The sequence below is a fragment of the Nitrospira sp. genome (genome assembly GCA_030653545.1).
Lineage (GTDB): Bacteria > Nitrospirota > Nitrospiria > Nitrospirales > Nitrospiraceae > Nitrospira_D.
The window spans coordinates 574,233-588,967 of sequence record JAURZE010000022.1 but is presented as its reverse complement, the minus strand read 5'-3'; the positions used below and the strand labels follow the sequence as shown (position 1 = coordinate 588,967).

At 58.8% G+C, this 14,735-nt stretch carries 18 protein-coding genes; 7 read left to right on the top strand and 11 right to left on the bottom strand.

The window, feature by feature from the left end; genetic code table 11:
• Positions 1 to 136 precede the first annotated feature (136 nt).
• Positions 137 to 1,498, bottom strand: a complete 1,362-nt coding sequence (locus Q7U39_09650; protein MDO9118210.1) for a cytochrome ubiquinol oxidase subunit I — start codon at positions 1,496 to 1,498, stop codon at positions 137 to 139.
• 285 nt (positions 1,499 to 1,783) lie between these two features.
• On the opposite strand from Q7U39_09650, the gene Q7U39_09645 reads away from it, so the two are divergent.
• On the top strand, positions 1,784 to 2,044 hold the full coding sequence (locus Q7U39_09645) for a hypothetical protein (protein MDO9118209.1): 261 nt from the start codon (positions 1,784 to 1,786) through the stop codon (positions 2,042 to 2,044).
• A gap of 33 nt (positions 2,045 to 2,077) precedes the next feature.
• Here the strand turns inward: Q7U39_09645 and Q7U39_09640 are convergent, their stop codons facing one another.
• The 5 genes from Q7U39_09640 to Q7U39_09620 form a co-directional block, all read right to left on the bottom strand.
• On the bottom strand, positions 2,078 to 2,368 hold the full coding sequence (locus Q7U39_09640) for a BrnA antitoxin family protein (protein ID MDO9118208.1): 291 nt from the start codon (positions 2,366 to 2,368) through the stop codon (positions 2,078 to 2,080).
• A gap of 312 nt (positions 2,369 to 2,680) precedes the next feature.
• Positions 2,681 to 3,142, bottom strand: a complete 462-nt coding sequence (locus Q7U39_09635; GenBank protein MDO9118207.1) for a YHS domain-containing (seleno)protein — start codon at positions 3,140 to 3,142, stop codon at positions 2,681 to 2,683.
• A 147-nt stretch (positions 3,143 to 3,289) separates the two neighbouring features.
• Positions 3,290 to 3,532 (bottom strand): hypothetical protein, encoded by a 243-nt coding sequence (locus Q7U39_09630; GenBank protein MDO9118206.1) that lies wholly within the window; start codon positions 3,530 to 3,532, stop codon positions 3,290 to 3,292.
• A gap of 35 nt (positions 3,533 to 3,567) precedes the next feature.
• Positions 3,568 to 4,161, bottom strand: coding sequence for a sigma-70 family RNA polymerase sigma factor (locus Q7U39_09625; GenBank protein ID MDO9118205.1), 594 nt, complete (start codon positions 4,159 to 4,161; stop codon positions 3,568 to 3,570).
• 639 nt (positions 4,162 to 4,800) lie between these two features.
• On the bottom strand, positions 4,801 to 5,076 hold the full coding sequence (locus Q7U39_09620) for a DUF433 domain-containing protein (GenBank protein ID MDO9118204.1): 276 nt from the start codon (positions 5,074 to 5,076) through the stop codon (positions 4,801 to 4,803).
• A 287-nt stretch (positions 5,077 to 5,363) separates the two neighbouring features.
• Between Q7U39_09620 and Q7U39_09615 the strand changes: the two genes are divergently transcribed.
• Positions 5,364 to 6,266 (top strand): hypothetical protein, encoded by a 903-nt coding sequence (locus Q7U39_09615; protein MDO9118203.1) that lies wholly within the window; start codon positions 5,364 to 5,366, stop codon positions 6,264 to 6,266.
• A gap of 14 nt (positions 6,267 to 6,280) precedes the next feature.
• On the opposite strand, the gene Q7U39_09610 is transcribed toward Q7U39_09615, so the two are convergent.
• Entirely contained in the window at positions 6,281 to 6,697 is a 417-nt protein-coding gene (locus tag Q7U39_09610) for a hypothetical protein (GenBank protein ID MDO9118202.1), read from the bottom strand.
• A 237-nt stretch (positions 6,698 to 6,934) separates the two neighbouring features.
• On the opposite strand from Q7U39_09610, the gene Q7U39_09605 reads away from it, so the two are divergent.
• The 4 genes from Q7U39_09605 (at position 6,935) to Q7U39_09590 (ending at position 9,749) form a co-directional block, all read left to right on the top strand.
• Positions 6,935 to 7,315: a PilZ domain-containing protein gene (locus Q7U39_09605; GenBank protein ID MDO9118201.1), complete on the top strand. Its 381-nt coding sequence runs from the start codon at positions 6,935 to 6,937 to the stop codon at positions 7,313 to 7,315.
• Between the two features lie 403 nt (positions 7,316 to 7,718).
• Positions 7,719 to 7,952 carry an Arc family DNA-binding protein gene (locus tag Q7U39_09600; protein ID MDO9118200.1) on the top strand — a complete coding sequence of 78 codons (234 nt, stop codon included), beginning with the start codon at positions 7,719 to 7,721 and terminating at the stop codon, positions 7,950 to 7,952.
• Positions 7,949 to 8,380, top strand: coding sequence for a type II toxin-antitoxin system VapC family toxin (locus Q7U39_09595; GenBank protein ID MDO9118199.1), 432 nt, complete (start codon positions 7,949 to 7,951; stop codon positions 8,378 to 8,380). The genes Q7U39_09600 and Q7U39_09595 overlap by 4 nt, the downstream gene beginning before the upstream one ends.
• A gap of 280 nt (positions 8,381 to 8,660) precedes the next feature.
• Positions 8,661 to 9,749, top strand: coding sequence for a hypothetical protein (locus tag Q7U39_09590; protein ID MDO9118198.1), 1,089 nt, complete (start codon positions 8,661 to 8,663; stop codon positions 9,747 to 9,749).
• A 250-nt stretch (positions 9,750 to 9,999) separates the two neighbouring features.
• On the opposite strand, the gene Q7U39_09585 is transcribed toward Q7U39_09590, so the two are convergent.
• From Q7U39_09585 to Q7U39_09570, 4 genes are all read right to left on the bottom strand, one after another.
• Entirely contained in the window at positions 10,000 to 10,593 is a 594-nt protein-coding gene (locus Q7U39_09585) for a DUF3365 domain-containing protein (protein ID MDO9118197.1), read from the bottom strand.
• Positions 10,594 to 11,002: 409 nt separating this feature from the next.
• Positions 11,003 to 12,637 (bottom strand): phosphoenolpyruvate mutase, encoded by a 1,635-nt coding sequence (gene aepX / locus Q7U39_09580; protein MDO9118196.1) that lies wholly within the window; start codon positions 12,635 to 12,637, stop codon positions 11,003 to 11,005.
• 123 nt (positions 12,638 to 12,760) lie between these two features.
• Positions 12,761 to 13,183 (bottom strand): hypothetical protein, encoded by a 423-nt coding sequence (locus Q7U39_09575; protein MDO9118195.1) that lies wholly within the window; start codon positions 13,181 to 13,183, stop codon positions 12,761 to 12,763.
• 103 nt (positions 13,184 to 13,286) lie between these two features.
• Complete coding sequence (locus Q7U39_09570; protein ID MDO9118194.1) at positions 13,287 to 13,553, bottom strand: GIY-YIG nuclease family protein; 267 nt, start codon at positions 13,551 to 13,553, stop codon at positions 13,287 to 13,289.
• A 147-nt stretch (positions 13,554 to 13,700) separates the two neighbouring features.
• On the opposite strand from Q7U39_09570, the gene Q7U39_09565 reads away from it, so the two are divergent.
• Positions 13,701 to 14,675 carry a hypothetical protein gene (locus tag Q7U39_09565; protein ID MDO9118193.1) on the top strand — a complete coding sequence of 325 codons (975 nt, stop codon included), beginning with the start codon at positions 13,701 to 13,703 and terminating at the stop codon, positions 14,673 to 14,675.
• Positions 14,676 to 14,735: the final 60 nt, after the last annotated feature.

Below are 14,735 nucleotides of genomic sequence, written 5' to 3'. Positions count from 1 at the left end.
GATTGACGCCTACATGACCCACCGCAATACCCAGCCCACCCCCTTTGTGTGGACCAAATCCGCGCAGGAAATCTTAGCGAAAGTGAATCGGGCCAAGAGCGCTCTGGATAAGACAAGAACAGCATGAATCACTACACTAGTAGGGCGTCCGTCCGGTGGTCTGTGTCGGGTCATCGGTGATGGGAACCGGACCCTGTCTGACGATCTCCATCACCAAGACGATAAAGACCAGGCCGAGCAGGAGGTAGAGTCCGAGAAAGCCGAGCAGCGTGAAGAGCGCGTTTCCCGAATGCACGAGCGGCGACGTGCCTTCGCTCGTGCGCAATAAGCCATACACGAGCCAGGGTTGGCGCCCGAGCTCCGTGGTCATCCATCCGGCGGTGGTCGCGATATAGGGAAAGGGCGCACAGAGCATGAGGAGCCACAGTAGGGGTTTGCTGGTGAAGAGACGTCCCTGCCAGAGCCACACCAGTGCCAGCGCCATGACGGCTGCGAGGACCGTTCCCAGCCCGGCCATGATGTGATACGCGTAATAGAGCAGAGCCAGGTTCTCGGGCCAATCTTGCCTGGGAAAGACATCGAGTCCCTTCACCTTGGCCCAGAGATCATAGTAGATGAGCACGCTGAGGGCAGAGGGCACAGTCAGCGGGTTGTCGATCGTCATCGTTTCCGTGTTCGGCTGCCCGATCAAAACGATGCCCGCGCCCCGCTCAGTCTGAAACAGTCCTTCGAATGCTGCGCCCTTCAGCGGTTGATGCTCGAAGACCTGCTTCGCATTGCCGTGGCCGGTCGGAAAAATCATAAGCATGCAGGCGATGGCACCGGCCACCACCCCGGTGCGTATGAACGTTCTCGCATGCGCGAGATGGTTGCCGGACAGCACGTAGAATGCCCCGATTGCCCCCATCACGCAGGAGGAGGTCACAACGGCAGCAGTCATCGTATGGGCGTACTGCCAGAACAGCCAGGGATTGGTGAGTAAGCCTGAGAGACTATTCAGGAAGAGACGCCCGTCGTCGGCAACGGTGTAGGCGACCGGATGCTGCATCCAGGCATTGGTGGCGAGGATAAAATAGCCCGAAAGCCACGAGCCGAGAAACAGCATCAAAGACGCGCTCCATTGGACTCGGAGCCCGAACCGCTTCTCGCCGAACAGCAAGACTCCGAGGAACGTGGATTCGAGGACGAAGGCAAACAGGCCTTCCATCGCCAGCGTCTGGCCGATCACTCCGCCGGCGAAGTTCGAGAATCTGGCCCAGTTGGTGCCGAACTGAAATTCCAGTGGAATGCCGGTGACGACGCCGAAGGCAAAGCTCACCGCAAAGATCTTCGTCCAGAATCGGGCGACCTGTAGATACAGCTCATCGCCGGACCACAGCGCCCGGCTCCTCAAATAGAGCAGCAACAAGGCGAGGCCCATCGTCAGTTGCGGAAAGAGGTAGTGAAATGTGGCGGTGAAGGCGAATTGAAGGCGGTCATACAGCAGCGCACTTTCCATTATGGCCTCTTCCGTATCAACGGAGCGATTGCGAGCCCCGCTGGTCGCTGCATCCGGTCGTGCGTTTATTCTCTTGTGGGGATACTATACCTTACCCGGGCTGAGTCTGATCATTTTGAGTCATTAGAGGTGCCATTATTCCGGGACGTATCACGGTTCGCGTTGTTCTATCCGGTCATTGGGGCATAAGAGTCGAACTCTAATCCGTGCTGTCGAACGCATTGATCTGTCGCATGCTACGATGACTGGACGCTGTGGGGATTCTTTCGCAGAGGAGGGTTCGTCATGAACGGCATGCTCGCAGTTGCGTTGCTCTCGTGGCTCATGTCCGCAGCTCCGCTCTATGCACAAAGCCCTTGCCTGGACTGTCTCGCGGCAGCTCGTGCGGAGTTGACGAAGTGCCTTGAGAATGCGATCAGTCAGGATGACAAGAAGTCTTGCGCGGACAAGAAAGAAGCCCAGGCGAAGACCTGTGAAGATGGCGAGTGCAAGATAGAACGGGCGCAAAGCGAGCCGAAAGGGCCGGTGGTTCCTAAGACGAAGTAACGATCAGCAGTGCGCGATAGGCCATGCTCGTGCTTATGAGGCTTTCGCGGTTTTGCGGTGGAGTTCCGCTTCCACGCGTTCGAGGACGAACAGTTTGAGTAGCGTCTGGTAGGGAACGTCGCGTTTGTTGGCCAGGGTCTTCAGTTGATCGAGTAAGGATTTCGGCAGCCGGAGCGAGATGGTCTCGGTCGAGGGTTTGAGACGGGGAAATACCAGGCGTTGGCTCTTGGCGTAGTCGATATACTCCGTGGAGTCATGCGAAGCCCAAAAATCGGCTTCCTGTTTTTCACTCTTGAACGTCGGTCTCTTTTTGAGTTTCTGCATGATAGGCTCTCCGCTCCTTCGAACTCATATCTCTGGCTGAAATGACGCGAATCCGAACCCTGAAATAGTAAGTACTATGAAACTGAGGTGTCAACGCGAACCTTCGTTGAAAAAAAGCTGGAAAATGAGGCGTGGTCTTGCAATCGAACTGTGGGGTGTTTGAGCTGCACAATCCTCTTGGTCCCTTGTTTCATCGGCAGAGAAAGACCAGTCGGAATTGTATGGTGACGATCTCCAGGGCGATCCACGGCGATGCTGGAGTGCGATTGGCATTGGCCCGCCGCTTGTTCGGGCGGCGGGCCGTGGACGGGCTTACAGTGCGTCGGGCGATTTGTCCTTGATCTCTGACCAGTTGGCATCAGCTTTCTTGATCTGTCCGGGGATATCCTTCTGCCACTTCTCCTGAATGCCTTTGTCCAGGTTCAAGTACAGAGTTCCCTCGACGACCTTCCACACTTCCGGATCCGCTACGAATTTCTTTCCGACGGCGACGCCATAGGCACAGTAGCCTCCGAAGGCGGGGAGGTACTGTTTCGGATTGGCGATGAAGAGTTTCTTATGATCGGCGTTAGCGAAGGCGTAGGTGATGCCCTCATGCGTGGCCACATGATAGCCCGATCCTCTGACCGGTTTGCCGTCGGTGAAATAGGCGACGGGATCGTAGCCGCTGAGGCCCGGTGTGCTGTGGGTGGCATCGGCGGCGAAGGCCGGACCGGCCGCGACGCTGGCGATCAATGCCAGCCCGGCGATGATGAGTTGCTTGAAACCTGTCATAGAGCCCCTCCTTGGAAAGTGGTGGATGAGAACCCAAACGATTCTCTCGATACTGGTCTATCGCGCGGGGGGAGGATTTCTTACGGGGCGACGACACAGAGGCTTGGAATGGCATGGTCACGCAGCCCGGCGTGCCGGATGAGCGGGCTAGCGATCTTGGGAATCCAGCGCGCGTTGAATGCGCGCTTTGGCTTCGGGGGAGAGGCTAGGCGCATTGGCGTGATCGGCATGGGTGAGCTGGTCGTCGCTCTTGCGCAAGACGTCGCGCAGGAGGGTCAATTGATGTTTGTATTGCCGGCAGAGGAGGCAGATGCGGAGATGCAGGCGCATGCGCAGGCGCGTGTGCCATGGCAGTGTTCGATCCATCGCGTCGGACAGCAGTCGCGACATCTCCTGGCACGTGTATATGATGGAGGAGCGCCGGCTCATGAGTTGAGTCCTTCCTGTGCCTGGCCAAAATAGCGGCTGCCCAAGCAGTCCCGGAGTTGTTTTCTGGCTCGATACAGAATAACGCCGAAGTTGGTCGGGGTGAGCTGGAGCAGTTCGCAAATCTGGTCGGTCTCCAGCTCATCGAGTTCCCGCAAGGTAAAGACCTGGGCTGCCCTCGGCGAGAGCCGATCCATACAACCGGCCAGCGCGTCCCAAAACTGGCGCCGTTCGATTAGCCGGTCCGGTTGTTCCGGCCAGGCCTGCATCGCGGCGGCTTCCGGTTTCCAATGGCCGTCGTCGAGAAACGTATCTTCCGCTGAATGTCCCGGCTGATCGGCATGCTGGAGCGGTTCCCGGCTGGTCCGGCGGAAATAGTCGACGACTTTGTGTTTCATGATGCCGATGATCCATCTGCGTTCCGCTGTCGGCCCGCTTTCCCGGTAGGTCCCTTGCAGGGCGGCCAGAAAGGTTTCCTGCACCAGATCCTCGGCGACATCTTTGTTCCTCACGCGGACGAGCGCAAATCGATAGAGCGCATCCCCATGGGCGTCGATAAGGGAATGGGAGTCAGCCTTGGATTGGTCAGTCATGCGGCGGGTCCTGCTCCTCCGGTGCCGGTCGAGTCACATATTCGCGCCGAGGCCGTAGGCCTCTCTGGTGTCTATCGTGGGTGGTCCCGACTTCTTACACGATGTATGAAGCGGCGACGGAGAAACAGGGACATTCTACGTTTTCCTCGGCAGCCGGTCTATGCCCATGCAGGACAGTTTGCCGAACGCTAGGTCCATTATTCCCTCTATGATCAGAGGGGCGGCCTGGCGGGACGAGTGAGACGCAGGGATTGTCTATTCCATCTATCTGGCTTGTTTGGTAGGTCGGACTGGGAGTTTGTCTAGCAGGCTGTTGACTAAGTCCGCCAGTGGCGTTCTCGCTTCACAAACAGGCTCAACGTACCGAAGCGTACGCCTCGCCTCTTCGCTCGTTGCAGCCTTGCTGGACAGCCTGTGGGCCATACAGATCCTGCTCGTGATCTCAGTCGAGGCTCCCTCACCGGGGTCGTCAGAGGGTTTGTCAACGCTCTGCTAGAAGAGCCAGACAGACCAGAAAGACCAGACAGACGAGCCCCTCCCGCGTGGTCAGCACCTCGAAGCCGTGAGGACGCAGCAGTTGAGCAAGAAAGACTGACACATCTTCATCAAGGTAGAGCCGGATGAAGAGCGCGGGCTCGGTCACTGGAGGCGGGGGTGAATTTTCTCGGCCGGTACCCGATTCCGACGGATGTCTTCGTCGATCGCCTCGCGATGTTCCTGATAGTAACTCAGGGCATCGAAGACCTGGGCCAATGTGAGATGCGGGAGACGTCCGATGATTTCTTCGGGGGCGACGCCGAACTTCCAGAGCTCCGCGATGGCGCGCACCGGGGTGCGGCTACCCGATACGATAGGGACTCCGTGGAGAATCTCCTCGGTACAGACAATGTATGGATGGCTTGTCGCGACTGTCATAATCAAAGCCTACTGGAGTCATGGGGGTAAGTCAATTTTGAGCTGTTCCTGTGGTGCTTCGACCTCAGTGAGTTTCAGGCAAGTAAGAAATGGGCTGGGATCTTTTTCTGAGGGGTTGGGGCGCTCATTGCCTTCCTTGAGTATATGGGAGTGTAACCATAAACATGTCTTGTCTCTTCACTGCGAATTCTCTCCCCGCAGGGGATTGAAGGAGATGATCTCCCGAGCTATTGTCATAAATTCGGTTGTCGCTTCCTAGAGTGGGCTGGGTAAGAAAGGGTGGGAGCATGTCATTGGGAATTTCTAGCGGTCGTGGTGGGGTGCTGGCGGGTGTTTTCTGCACGGCTACCGCTCTGTTCACGCTACAGTTCGCCGGTGTGTTCGACTCGGCCTTGGCTTTTGAGGCGTGGCAACCCCAGGAACGGTGGCTGATTGAATCAGGCCGTGTAGCGCCTTGGGCAAAACCTGGAACCACCGTGCTGGAGAACGCCGGGTTAGCGGGACAGGCTATTCTGGTCGAGGGCAAAGCGGTCACGGCGCCCCATCCCTTGGCCTGCGAGCAGGCGCAACATACGTTCATCGTCACGCCGGCTGAAGGGCTGTTTGAAGGGGGACTTCCGGCTCCTGCCGGGCGGGCGGCACGAGCGCTTGGCCTGACCTCCATGCCGGTCCTTACCTGGCGCATGACCTGTCAGAACGGATCCTTCGATTATCATCTGGTGTCGAAGCAGGGGGCGATGCTTGGGCTGGATCATGTGGTGTGGCACGTGCGGCGGACCAATCTGGAACTCTCGCCTGAGGCGGCGGTGCTGGAGCTCTTGCGCCAGCATATGACGCGAGACATGGCCTTTACCAAGGGCAGCGCGGCACGGAAGGCCTCTCTGTTGACCCAAAGTCTTACGAGAGCCATCGCCGGCTATTTCGCCAGGCCGGTTCCTCGGGATGAGGTGCCGGTGATCAATGGCGATCCCTTTACCGATTCACAGGAGTATCCGTCGAGCTTTACTATGGGAGCCGTCCTGCGTGTCGGCTCGCGCGCGACGGTGCCGGTGCGATTCGATGAGGAAGGCCGCTCTAAACTCGTCGAGTATCGGCTGCAATTATCGGGCACGACGTGGCGGGTGGACGATCTGCATTATCCCGACGGGGCGACGTTCCGCGGATTGCTGAAACCCGCGAAAGAACGCTGACGCATGGCCTGGGGTTATGCCGGCCACGGAACGCGGAGGCTCTGCGGTTTGTCGGCGCTCTGGTCGAACGTTCTCAGCCGGACGAAGATTTCGAGTTCTTTCGGTGTGCCGCCTTCCTGATAGACGCGAAACTCGATGTGACGCTGATCCGCCGCGCTGGGTTCCAGCTTGTACCCCCAGAGAAAAAACGGTTTCCCTTGGGCTCCGGCTTCCCGCGCTTTGCTCGCGATCATCGGGGCTTCAAGGACGGCCCCCACCGTCTGCGTCGAGCGGATGCGCACCCGCCAGTTGCCTGAATCCTTGTCGGTTTCCTTGTATGCGAGGAAGGCGAAATCGCAATTCAACGGCGCATCGTAGGCCGCGATGTACCCGAGCTGGACAAAGCTGTGGACCGCATTGTCGGGCGGTGTTTCGAGCAAGGGCGTTTCCATGAATGTGTCCTTTCGCCGATTTGAATGATGTGGCGATTGTCGTACAGGCGCGGGGTTGTTTTCAATCGGCTGCCGGGTGCCATTACCTTATCCGGAACTTTGTTCTTCATTGATTCCTAACTGCTACATCCATCGATTCATGCATTTCACATATGGGGAGACGTTTGTCTCCCCCTTCCTAGGTAGGATACCGCCGCCGTGCCGGTCTCGGTACAATCCGCGGGTACGGAGGTTGCCGTGGCTGCACTTTCCTATGGCCGGACCTATCCCCGGTATCCGCTCCACTGTCCGGTCATCTTCGGCGGGGCGCCGTTTGTCGGCGAGGGGCTGCTGACGAATCTGTCGTTTCAGGGGTGCTCGGTCCTGTGCGACCGCGAGGTCCTTTGTGGCAATGACGTGCGTGTGAGTATCCTGCTTCCGGATCAGGCCCACGCGCTGACCATTGAGTGTGGCACGATCAAATGGGTCGAGGGCCATCAGTTTGGTGTGGAGTTTCTCCGCCTGCCTGATGAGAGCAGGCAACGGCTCAATCGCCGGCTGCGAACCGAGCTCATTCATCTGCTGAAGACCCGCTCCGGACGAAACGATGTGCCGGAATCGCCCGTTCAGAAACACTAGGCGGTCGTTCCCGAATGATGCGTCTCGCGCCCCATTTCGATGCCTCCCCTTCGTAAGGGGAGGGGAGGTGGGGGCGAATCTCCGCAGGCTGGGGTGTGCTCATGTGTGCCGTGCATGTCTGCATGGCCCTCGGGTCTTCGACCTCCCTTGGCCCCTCCTTACGAAGGAGGGGGATGACGGGGCATGGATTGCGTCAAGCCGAGGGTGCGAGAATGCTCTCTTTCCGGCAGGAAATCCTGAAGCGCGTAACATCTTTCGAAGCCCGACTCCCATCAATCTACAGGAAAGCCATCGTTCTCAGCCGTGCGTCAATGTGCCGCGGCTCACGGCGGGTACGTGTGTTGACCGTAGGGTCGTCGTCTGCTATCGTTCTGCTATCACTTGTTGGATTCGGGAGGTGTGCATGGCGCAGGTGCTTGTTCGACAACTGGATGACAAAATTGTCGATCGCTTGAAGAAACGGGCGAAGGAGCATGGCCGGTCTTTACAGTCTGAAGTGAAGACCATTCTGGAAGACGCCGTGCCAGATTACGAGGGGGCTTGGAAGCGGATCGAAGGATTGCGAAAGCGATTAGAGAAATCCGGACGGAAGTTCAGTGACAGTGCCGCACTGATCCGTGAGGATCGTGATCGGTGAGCCGGTATGTGGTCGACGCCAGTGTGGCGATTAAATGGTTCCTTCCGGAGATCCATTCGGAGGCGGCACTCCGGTTGTGCCCTCCGCGCTCCCGGCTGCATGTGCCTGCACTGATGATGCTGGAGCTCGGCAATGTGCTGGCCAAACGAATCCGACGCGGGGAGATCACTCGGGCCGAAGGGGATGTCGTGCTGGAGGAGCTGAAGCACCTCCCGCTGCAACGGCATGCCGACGAGCGGCTCTTTCCTGCGGCCTATCAGCTCGCCTTGGATACGCAGCGAAGTCTGTACGATTGTCTCTATCTTGCCTTGGCCGAATCGGTGGACGGTGTGATGGTCACGGCCGATCGTAAGTTCTATTCCTCGCTGACGGGGGGAGCCTATGGTCGTCGTGTCTTATGGGTTGAGGATCTTCCTCAGCTGAAGTAATCAGGAACCGGAAACTGGTCGGACATTCCATTAGCCTCAGCGGCCTCGTTTGTGCGACTCTTTAGTCGCGTAAGACTTCCATCCTTCCTTTCTTGCCCTTAACATTTTCTCTGTTCTCTACGTGGCGAGCCATCTTTGTTTTGATGGAGCTCGGTTGTGGTGGTGGAAATGAAGGATTGGGTTTGAGGGCTGATCTCGTGTACTGTTGGCTTCTGCAAATGCGGGGTAGATAGCATTTCGCAAAGATGCTCTGTGGGTTCCCTGATTTCTTGGAGGTAGGGTGATGCGGTTCACTGTGATTCGAGTGTTGATGGTGCTTGGTCTGATGGTGGCAGCGGCCCCGGTATGGGCCGAATCGACGGTTTCACGAGACTATGCGCTGGGTCAGCACGGCAGTCTCCAGCTCAAGGTGCCCGCTTCCTGGAAAGACAATGTCACGCAGCCGCCGAACGGTCTTCCTCCGACGATTGCTTTTGTGCCGGACAGCGGCGCGGCCTTTCGAGTGTTGCTCACGCCCATCTGGTCCGACCGTTCCGGCGCCGTGCTTCCGGTCGCCGCGGACCTCCGAAAGAAAGTGGAGCAGGCGGCGGCGCAGGCCAAGGCCCAGGCGCTCGAAACCGATGTGGCGGTGGTGGAAATGAAAGGCGCGACGGGACTCGGCTACCACTATGCGGTGACCGATCGGGCCCCGAAGCCCGGCGAGTTCAAGCGGATGAAACAGGGGATGTTGCGGGTGGGAGACTTGCTGGTGTCGTTCACGATCTTGTCGCAGGATGCGGCGGATCCGGTCAACCAGCAGGCGACAGCGATGCTGGAAGGGGCGGCGCAGGCCACCAGGCAGACGGCTGCGCCGGGGGCAAAGGAGAACGCCGTTCGTCCCGATGCACTTCAGATCACCTCAACCGAACAGGCTCATGTGCTCACGGTTCCGGCGAGCCGGCTGGTCATGCGCCTCCCCCTCGGCGGTTTGTCCCTCACGAACAGCGCGATCGGAGGATCCTCCAATAATCCGCGCTACTTTCATTTCCGCGACGATGCCAAACAGGTGATCATTTCGGGATGGTTCGAGTCGGACCAGGCGTTTCCCGGCCTCCAGAAAATCTGGGCGGACGAGGTCACGGTGTCGAAGAAGAATGGACTCCCTGACGCGGAGCGCGTGGTCTTCGGGCGTCTGGGCAACTGGGAGACGATCGCCTATGAGCGGGCGGTGCCGAATATCACGAATTCCCACCTCCATGCGCACTGGGTGCAGGCGGGAACCTGGATCGATCTCCATGCGTCGCTGACCTCGAACGGGTCGAGCCAGGACGCCAGGGCCAAGCTCGAATCGCTGCTCCGCGCCATCGTTGTGAAACAGAAAACTCCGTAGGCAGTCGGGACGGGAACGACGACCGATTTCAAATGAACAGTTCATCCCGGCTGGCCGCGCTCGCCTTCAGTTTGGTAACGAGCGCCTGTCCGGCATGCGGTATCGCTGGCAGCTGGTCGAGTGGGCTCAGATTGTTTCGAAGGCTTCCGCTGCGCTTCCTGGCCGGGTGAGTCTCGAACCATCTTGCGGTCCGATCCTGAGGCCGCAAGATGGTTCGGTATTGCGAGGGAGGAATCCTGCGCGCACCGGTCTATTTCACGGGAATGCTGATCACGATGGCCCCCATGACATCGTTGATCTTGAAGTCCCGTTTCGGGCTGTCAGGATGGGCGTTATGGCAACCGATGCAGGCCTGAGTTATGGCGAGATCCGGATAGACGGCCTGGAAGTACCGGGCTCCTCCTTCCTTCACAAATCCGGTATAGGGCTTGGTCGGATGGGTGAGCACAGTGCCTAAGCCGGTCTTCTCGAATTCGCTGGAAGCGGCGTTGTGCTTATTAATCGGCCAGAGGCTGATGAGTCGATATTGTATGCCGACCCCTTTCTTTGCCATGGTACGGCCCGACTCCATCAGGAATTGAGCCGGGAGAGGCAGCGTGTTCTTCTGCTCCCAGTTCTCCGAGGCCACGACCACGCCTTTGGTCTGCATTCGTTCAACGACATGCTTGGTGTACACTTCACGGTCTGCTTCAATCACCGCATGGACATAGTCCGCCACGACTTCGATGGGCAGGCTCACGGCTGCTTCTCCCGTCGCGGCAGGACTCGGCCCAGGAAAGCCGACGATGCCCAATCCGAATGCTGACACGAGGACTGCCCTGAGCAACTTGCTGGAGGATGTCATAGAAACCTCCTTGGTTTCTTCGGGAACCGGTCGGCGCGATTCGCCGCGGTTCCACGAAGGGGTGAGGTGCTGCGCTGAGATCGCTACGATGTGTGTGGTTCTCTTCTGGTCTCTACAGAGAGCGAGTTTTGTGCCGCCAGGGCTCCGGCATGAATTGCCAGCAATTGATCAGCTTATGCCGAATATCCTGTTAGAGAAGAGGTGAAGGTGTATTCAAAATGATCCGGTCCTGTATCTTTCGCGATAATGAGCCCGGAGATCGTGGGGTCATGGAACATGAGAGAAGGCAGGCAGGCAGGAGTGCTGTGGGTATTAGGACGATAGAGCATACGATTGCAGCTGGTCTTCTTTTGGAGAAGGCCGCTCTTATGCAGAGTGGACTGTAACGCCGTTGAGTGGCAAAGCCCGCCTAAAACTCCCCTGCCTGTACCACATCTTCCAGACTATTGATGTCGAGCCAGTGGCCGACGGTGTAGAGGACCCGGATGGGTTGCTGACGCGTGAGAAGTTCCTGAATCAGTTGGGGAATCGTGGCTTTGCGGTTGCCGGGGCGTGCGAGCAGTTCGGTAATGACGGTGGTGATGAGTGTGGCGGCGGCCGGCGAGACTTTGAGGAAGCCCATCCAGACGCCGTGGGTGGTGGCTTCGGGAATTTCATTGCCCAGTTGCTTGAGATAGACCTTGGCGTTGAAGGCGCGACGCGAATTGGGGATGGTGCATTCGGCAAATCCGCCGAGCCGGGCATAGCTGGTCTCCTCCCGCCAGTTGCTGTCGAGGAAGATCACGCAGTCGTCGGACTCCTGGCAGAGGGACTGGGGAATGTACTTGTTAAACAGCACGTCGCCGTAAGAAATGAGGGTCTGTTGAGCGCGGCCTTTGCGCGACTGCAGGGCCTTGAGGAGAGAGACCAGTTCGCCGGTGTCGGCATACTCGTCGTTGTCGACGTAGGTCAGATTGGGCAGATTGACGGTCTCCTTTTTATAGCCTCGGACGACGACGATATCTTTCACGCCGACGGCATTGTAGGCGTCGACGATGCGGGCGAGGATGGGCGCGCCCTGGACTTTGACCATCGTCTTGGGCTGGTGCTCGGTGAGTTCGCCCAATTCGCTGCCGCGCGAGGCGGCCAGGACGATGGCGCAGGTATCTTCGGCGCCTTTGGGCAGATAGCGGTCTTCCGCTTCCTGCAGTTCCGCGGCGTTTTGCAGCCGGAAAATTTCCGACACCGGCGCGACTTTATCTTCGATGGACAAGAGATGTTCCTGTTCCTTCAACGTGCGCGCCGTCTTCTGCATCGCCGTGACGGAGCTGCGCAGCAGATGGTTGGCCCAGATCACTATCGAGAAGTTGTGCTGGCGAAACACATCGGTCGGCGTGGCGTAGTATTTCGTCGGGACGATCACGACCGGGCAGCGATTGCCCCATTCCTGCTTGAACGCCAGGATTTCATCGGGCACCGCCAGGGCGCTGTGGATGAGGATGCCGTCGGCACCGGCCTGGCGATAGGCTTCGGCGCGGCGCAGCGCTTCGGCGAGCCCCCAGCCGCAGATGAAGGCTTCGACCCGGGCGATGATGGAAAAGTTCGGGTCGCTCTGGGCGTCTTTGCCGGCTTTGATCTTGCCGCAGAACTCATGCATGTCCGCCATGGGTTGGGCGTCGCCTTTGATGAAGCTATTCGTTTTGGGGAAAAGTTTGTCTTCGATGCAGACCGCGGCGATTTTGCGCTGCTCCAGCTTGCGGACGAGCCGCTGCATATTGTTGAAGTTGCCGTAGCCGGTGTCGCCGTCGAGGAGAATCGGAATCGTGGTCGCGTCGGACATGAACTCGAGGGTTTCGAGCACCTGCGTCCAGCTGGCTTCGTTATTGTCGCGCACGCCGAATTGGGCTGAGATCGACAGACCGCTGGCCCAGATGCCTTTGAAGCCGGCTTCCTGGACGATCTTGGCGCTCAGGCCATTGTGGGCTTCGCAGATGAATTCCAGCTGGTCGGACAGGAGGAGGCTGCGGAACTGTTTTGTGGTGCTGAGACCGGGTGTCGAGCTCATGGATTCCCTTCCTTGTGCCGGCTGGAAGACAGTGCCAGCGTCGGTCGGAAAGGATACCGGTTTTCCCGAGAGAAATCACGCAGCTATTTGCAGTGGCGCACCTCGGGGACTCTCTATTTTAATTTAAGCGCCGGTCACGTCTTTGAATTCTGCCCGGTCCAATTTCTCAAAAAAGGCGCCGACGCCGGGACCCAGCTGCTCTTCAAGCTGCAGATCATTATCCAGAACAGTTCGGGCAAATCCTACAATCAACAGAATCCGGCGGACGGCTTCCTGGGGCGTGAGGGTGAGGTCTGACCTGACGGCTCGTGTGTGAATCGCGATCTCGGCGAGGAGGGTGTCCTGCTCTTCCTGGATGGCCGCGTAGGTGCCTGAGGCCCGCGCCTGATGATGCTGTTGCATCGCCACTTCCGAGAGGGCGCGCAGGGCCCGCTCCACTGCTTGGGCCGTGTCTTCATCCATGCGATCCCGGAGGCGCGCCGGCACCACGGATCCCGGCTCCAGCAGCGATTGGACGATCTTGGCCAGGGACAGTAAGTACGCCATGTACGGGCTCCTCGGTAAAGTCAGTCACGCACTATGCCATGGCAGACGCGATACAGCTAGAGCCTAACGGCGGTGAGGGGGGCCACCTAGGGAGCGGTTTGGATCATGTCCGGCTCACTGCTTGTCGCGTGCCTGTCTCGATGAGCGTCAGTTTGCCTGCCCGGTCCAGCGCTTTGATCGCTGCTTCCCGGCGCAACGCGGCGCCTTTTGAATCCACGGTCTCCGTATAGCGAAGGATCAACGGCCTGCGCGGTTTGGTGTATTTGGCGCCCTTCCCGGCGGCATGCGCGGACATCCGCTTCTCCAGATCGCTGGTGATCCCGGTATAGAGACTCTTATCGGCACATTCGACGATATACACAAGCCACATGGGGATTGTCTTCCGGTTCTCGGCCTGGCCGGCGCATTGGTTGTCGGACGCATCTTGCCTGTCCTCGACCCTAAAAGGAATAGGATTTCCCGCCGCGCCGGAGTTGCTGCCTGAAGATCGAATGCCGGTAGGAGCCGCCCATTCTCGATGGTATACTCCGGTCCTATGACGAACCTCACGACGGTCGATACAGAGATCACCCTTTCCTTCGGCAACCAGCGGGCGGTGGTTGCGCCCTGGGGGGCGTCCTTACGCCGGTATTTTCTGGTCGAGGCCGGAGGCCACGAGGTCGATATCGTCTGGGGCTATTCTGGCGGCAGCCAGAAGAAGGGCGGGCAGGGGGATGTCTTGATTCCGTTTCCCGGCCGCGTCGCCGAGGGCCGCTATTCGTTCGACGGTGAAGTGTTTCAGCTGGAACGGAACGATAAAGAAGGTCCGAATGCGATTCACGGTTTCGTCCGGACGCTGCCGTGGCAGGTGGTTCGTGCCGAGGGGAGCCGCGTGGTGTTGGCTGTTCGCCTGGAGGCCGAGCAATATGGCCGCAAGGGCTATCCGTTTTCACTCGCGATTCAAGTGACCTATGGCTTGGACGACAAGGGATTGTCCTGCTCCTTCGATGTGCAGAATGCCGGGACGCGACCGGCGCCGGTCGGGATTGGCTTTCATCCCTATTTCACGGTTGGCACTGGAGTGATTGACGAAGCCGAGGCGAGAATCCCCGGCGCGGGCTTTCTGGAGTTCAATGACCAGCTCACCCCGACGGGATCGATTCTCCCCGCAGCAGGTACGGAGTGGGACTGCCGCGACTATCGGCGGATCGGTTCGAAGAAATTCAATCACTGCTATGTGCAGCTCGATCGTGACGCCGAGGGGATGGCGACGGCGGCGCTCCGTCATGCCGGAAACGGCCGGGTCATCGAGGTGACGATGGACCGTTCCTTCTCCGCGATTGTGGTGTATACCGGCGATGCCATCTCCGATGCGCCGCGCCGCGCGTTCGCCATCGAGCCGATGACCTGCGCGTCGGATGCCTTCAACCATCCTGAATGGGGTTTGAAACGGCTGGCTCCCGGGGAGCACTTTTCCGGCCGCTACACGATCCGCCACCGGATCGAGTCCTGATCCATCCCATTCGTCCAGCGGCAGATGTATTTTTCACCTTTTCCCGCAGTTGCCTTCCGC

Coding starts and splice junctions, on each gene's coding strand:
- Q7U39_09650 (MDO9118210.1), bottom strand. CDS start 1,498: ATGGAAAGTGCGCTGCTGTATGACCGCCTTCAATTCGCCTTCACCGCC.
- Q7U39_09645 (MDO9118209.1), top strand. CDS start 1,784: ATGAACGGCATGCTCGCAGTTGCGTTGCTCTCGTGGCTCATGTCCGCA.
- Q7U39_09640 (MDO9118208.1), bottom strand. CDS start 2,368: ATGCAGAAACTCAAAAAGAGACCGACGTTCAAGAGTGAAAAACAGGAA.
- Q7U39_09635 (MDO9118207.1), bottom strand. CDS start 3,142: ATGACAGGTTTCAAGCAACTCATCATCGCCGGGCTGGCATTGATCGCC.
- Q7U39_09630 (MDO9118206.1), bottom strand. CDS start 3,532: ATGTCGCGACTGCTGTCCGACGCGATGGATCGAACACTGCCATGGCAC.
- Q7U39_09625 (MDO9118205.1), bottom strand. CDS start 4,161: ATGACTGACCAATCCAAGGCTGACTCCCATTCCCTTATCGACGCCCAT.
- Q7U39_09620 (MDO9118204.1), bottom strand. CDS start 5,076: ATGACAGTCGCGACAAGCCATCCATACATTGTCTGTACCGAGGAGATT.
- Q7U39_09615 (MDO9118203.1), top strand. CDS start 5,364: ATGTCATTGGGAATTTCTAGCGGTCGTGGTGGGGTGCTGGCGGGTGTT.
- Q7U39_09610 (MDO9118202.1), bottom strand. CDS start 6,697: ATGGAAACGCCCTTGCTCGAAACACCGCCCGACAATGCGGTCCACAGC.
- Q7U39_09600 (MDO9118200.1), top strand. CDS start 7,719: ATGGCGCAGGTGCTTGTTCGACAACTGGATGACAAAATTGTCGATCGC.
- Q7U39_09585 (MDO9118197.1), bottom strand. CDS start 10,593: ATGACATCCTCCAGCAAGTTGCTCAGGGCAGTCCTCGTGTCAGCATTC.
- aepX (MDO9118196.1), bottom strand. CDS start 12,637: ATGAGCTCGACACCCGGTCTCAGCACCACAAAACAGTTCCGCAGCCTC.
- Q7U39_09575 (MDO9118195.1), bottom strand. CDS start 13,183: ATGGCGTACTTACTGTCCCTGGCCAAGATCGTCCAATCGCTGCTGGAG.
- Q7U39_09570 (MDO9118194.1), bottom strand. CDS start 13,553: ATGTGGCTTGTGTATATCGTCGAATGTGCCGATAAGAGTCTCTATACC.
- Q7U39_09565 (MDO9118193.1), top strand. CDS start 13,701: ATGGTATACTCCGGTCCTATGACGAACCTCACGACGGTCGATACAGAG.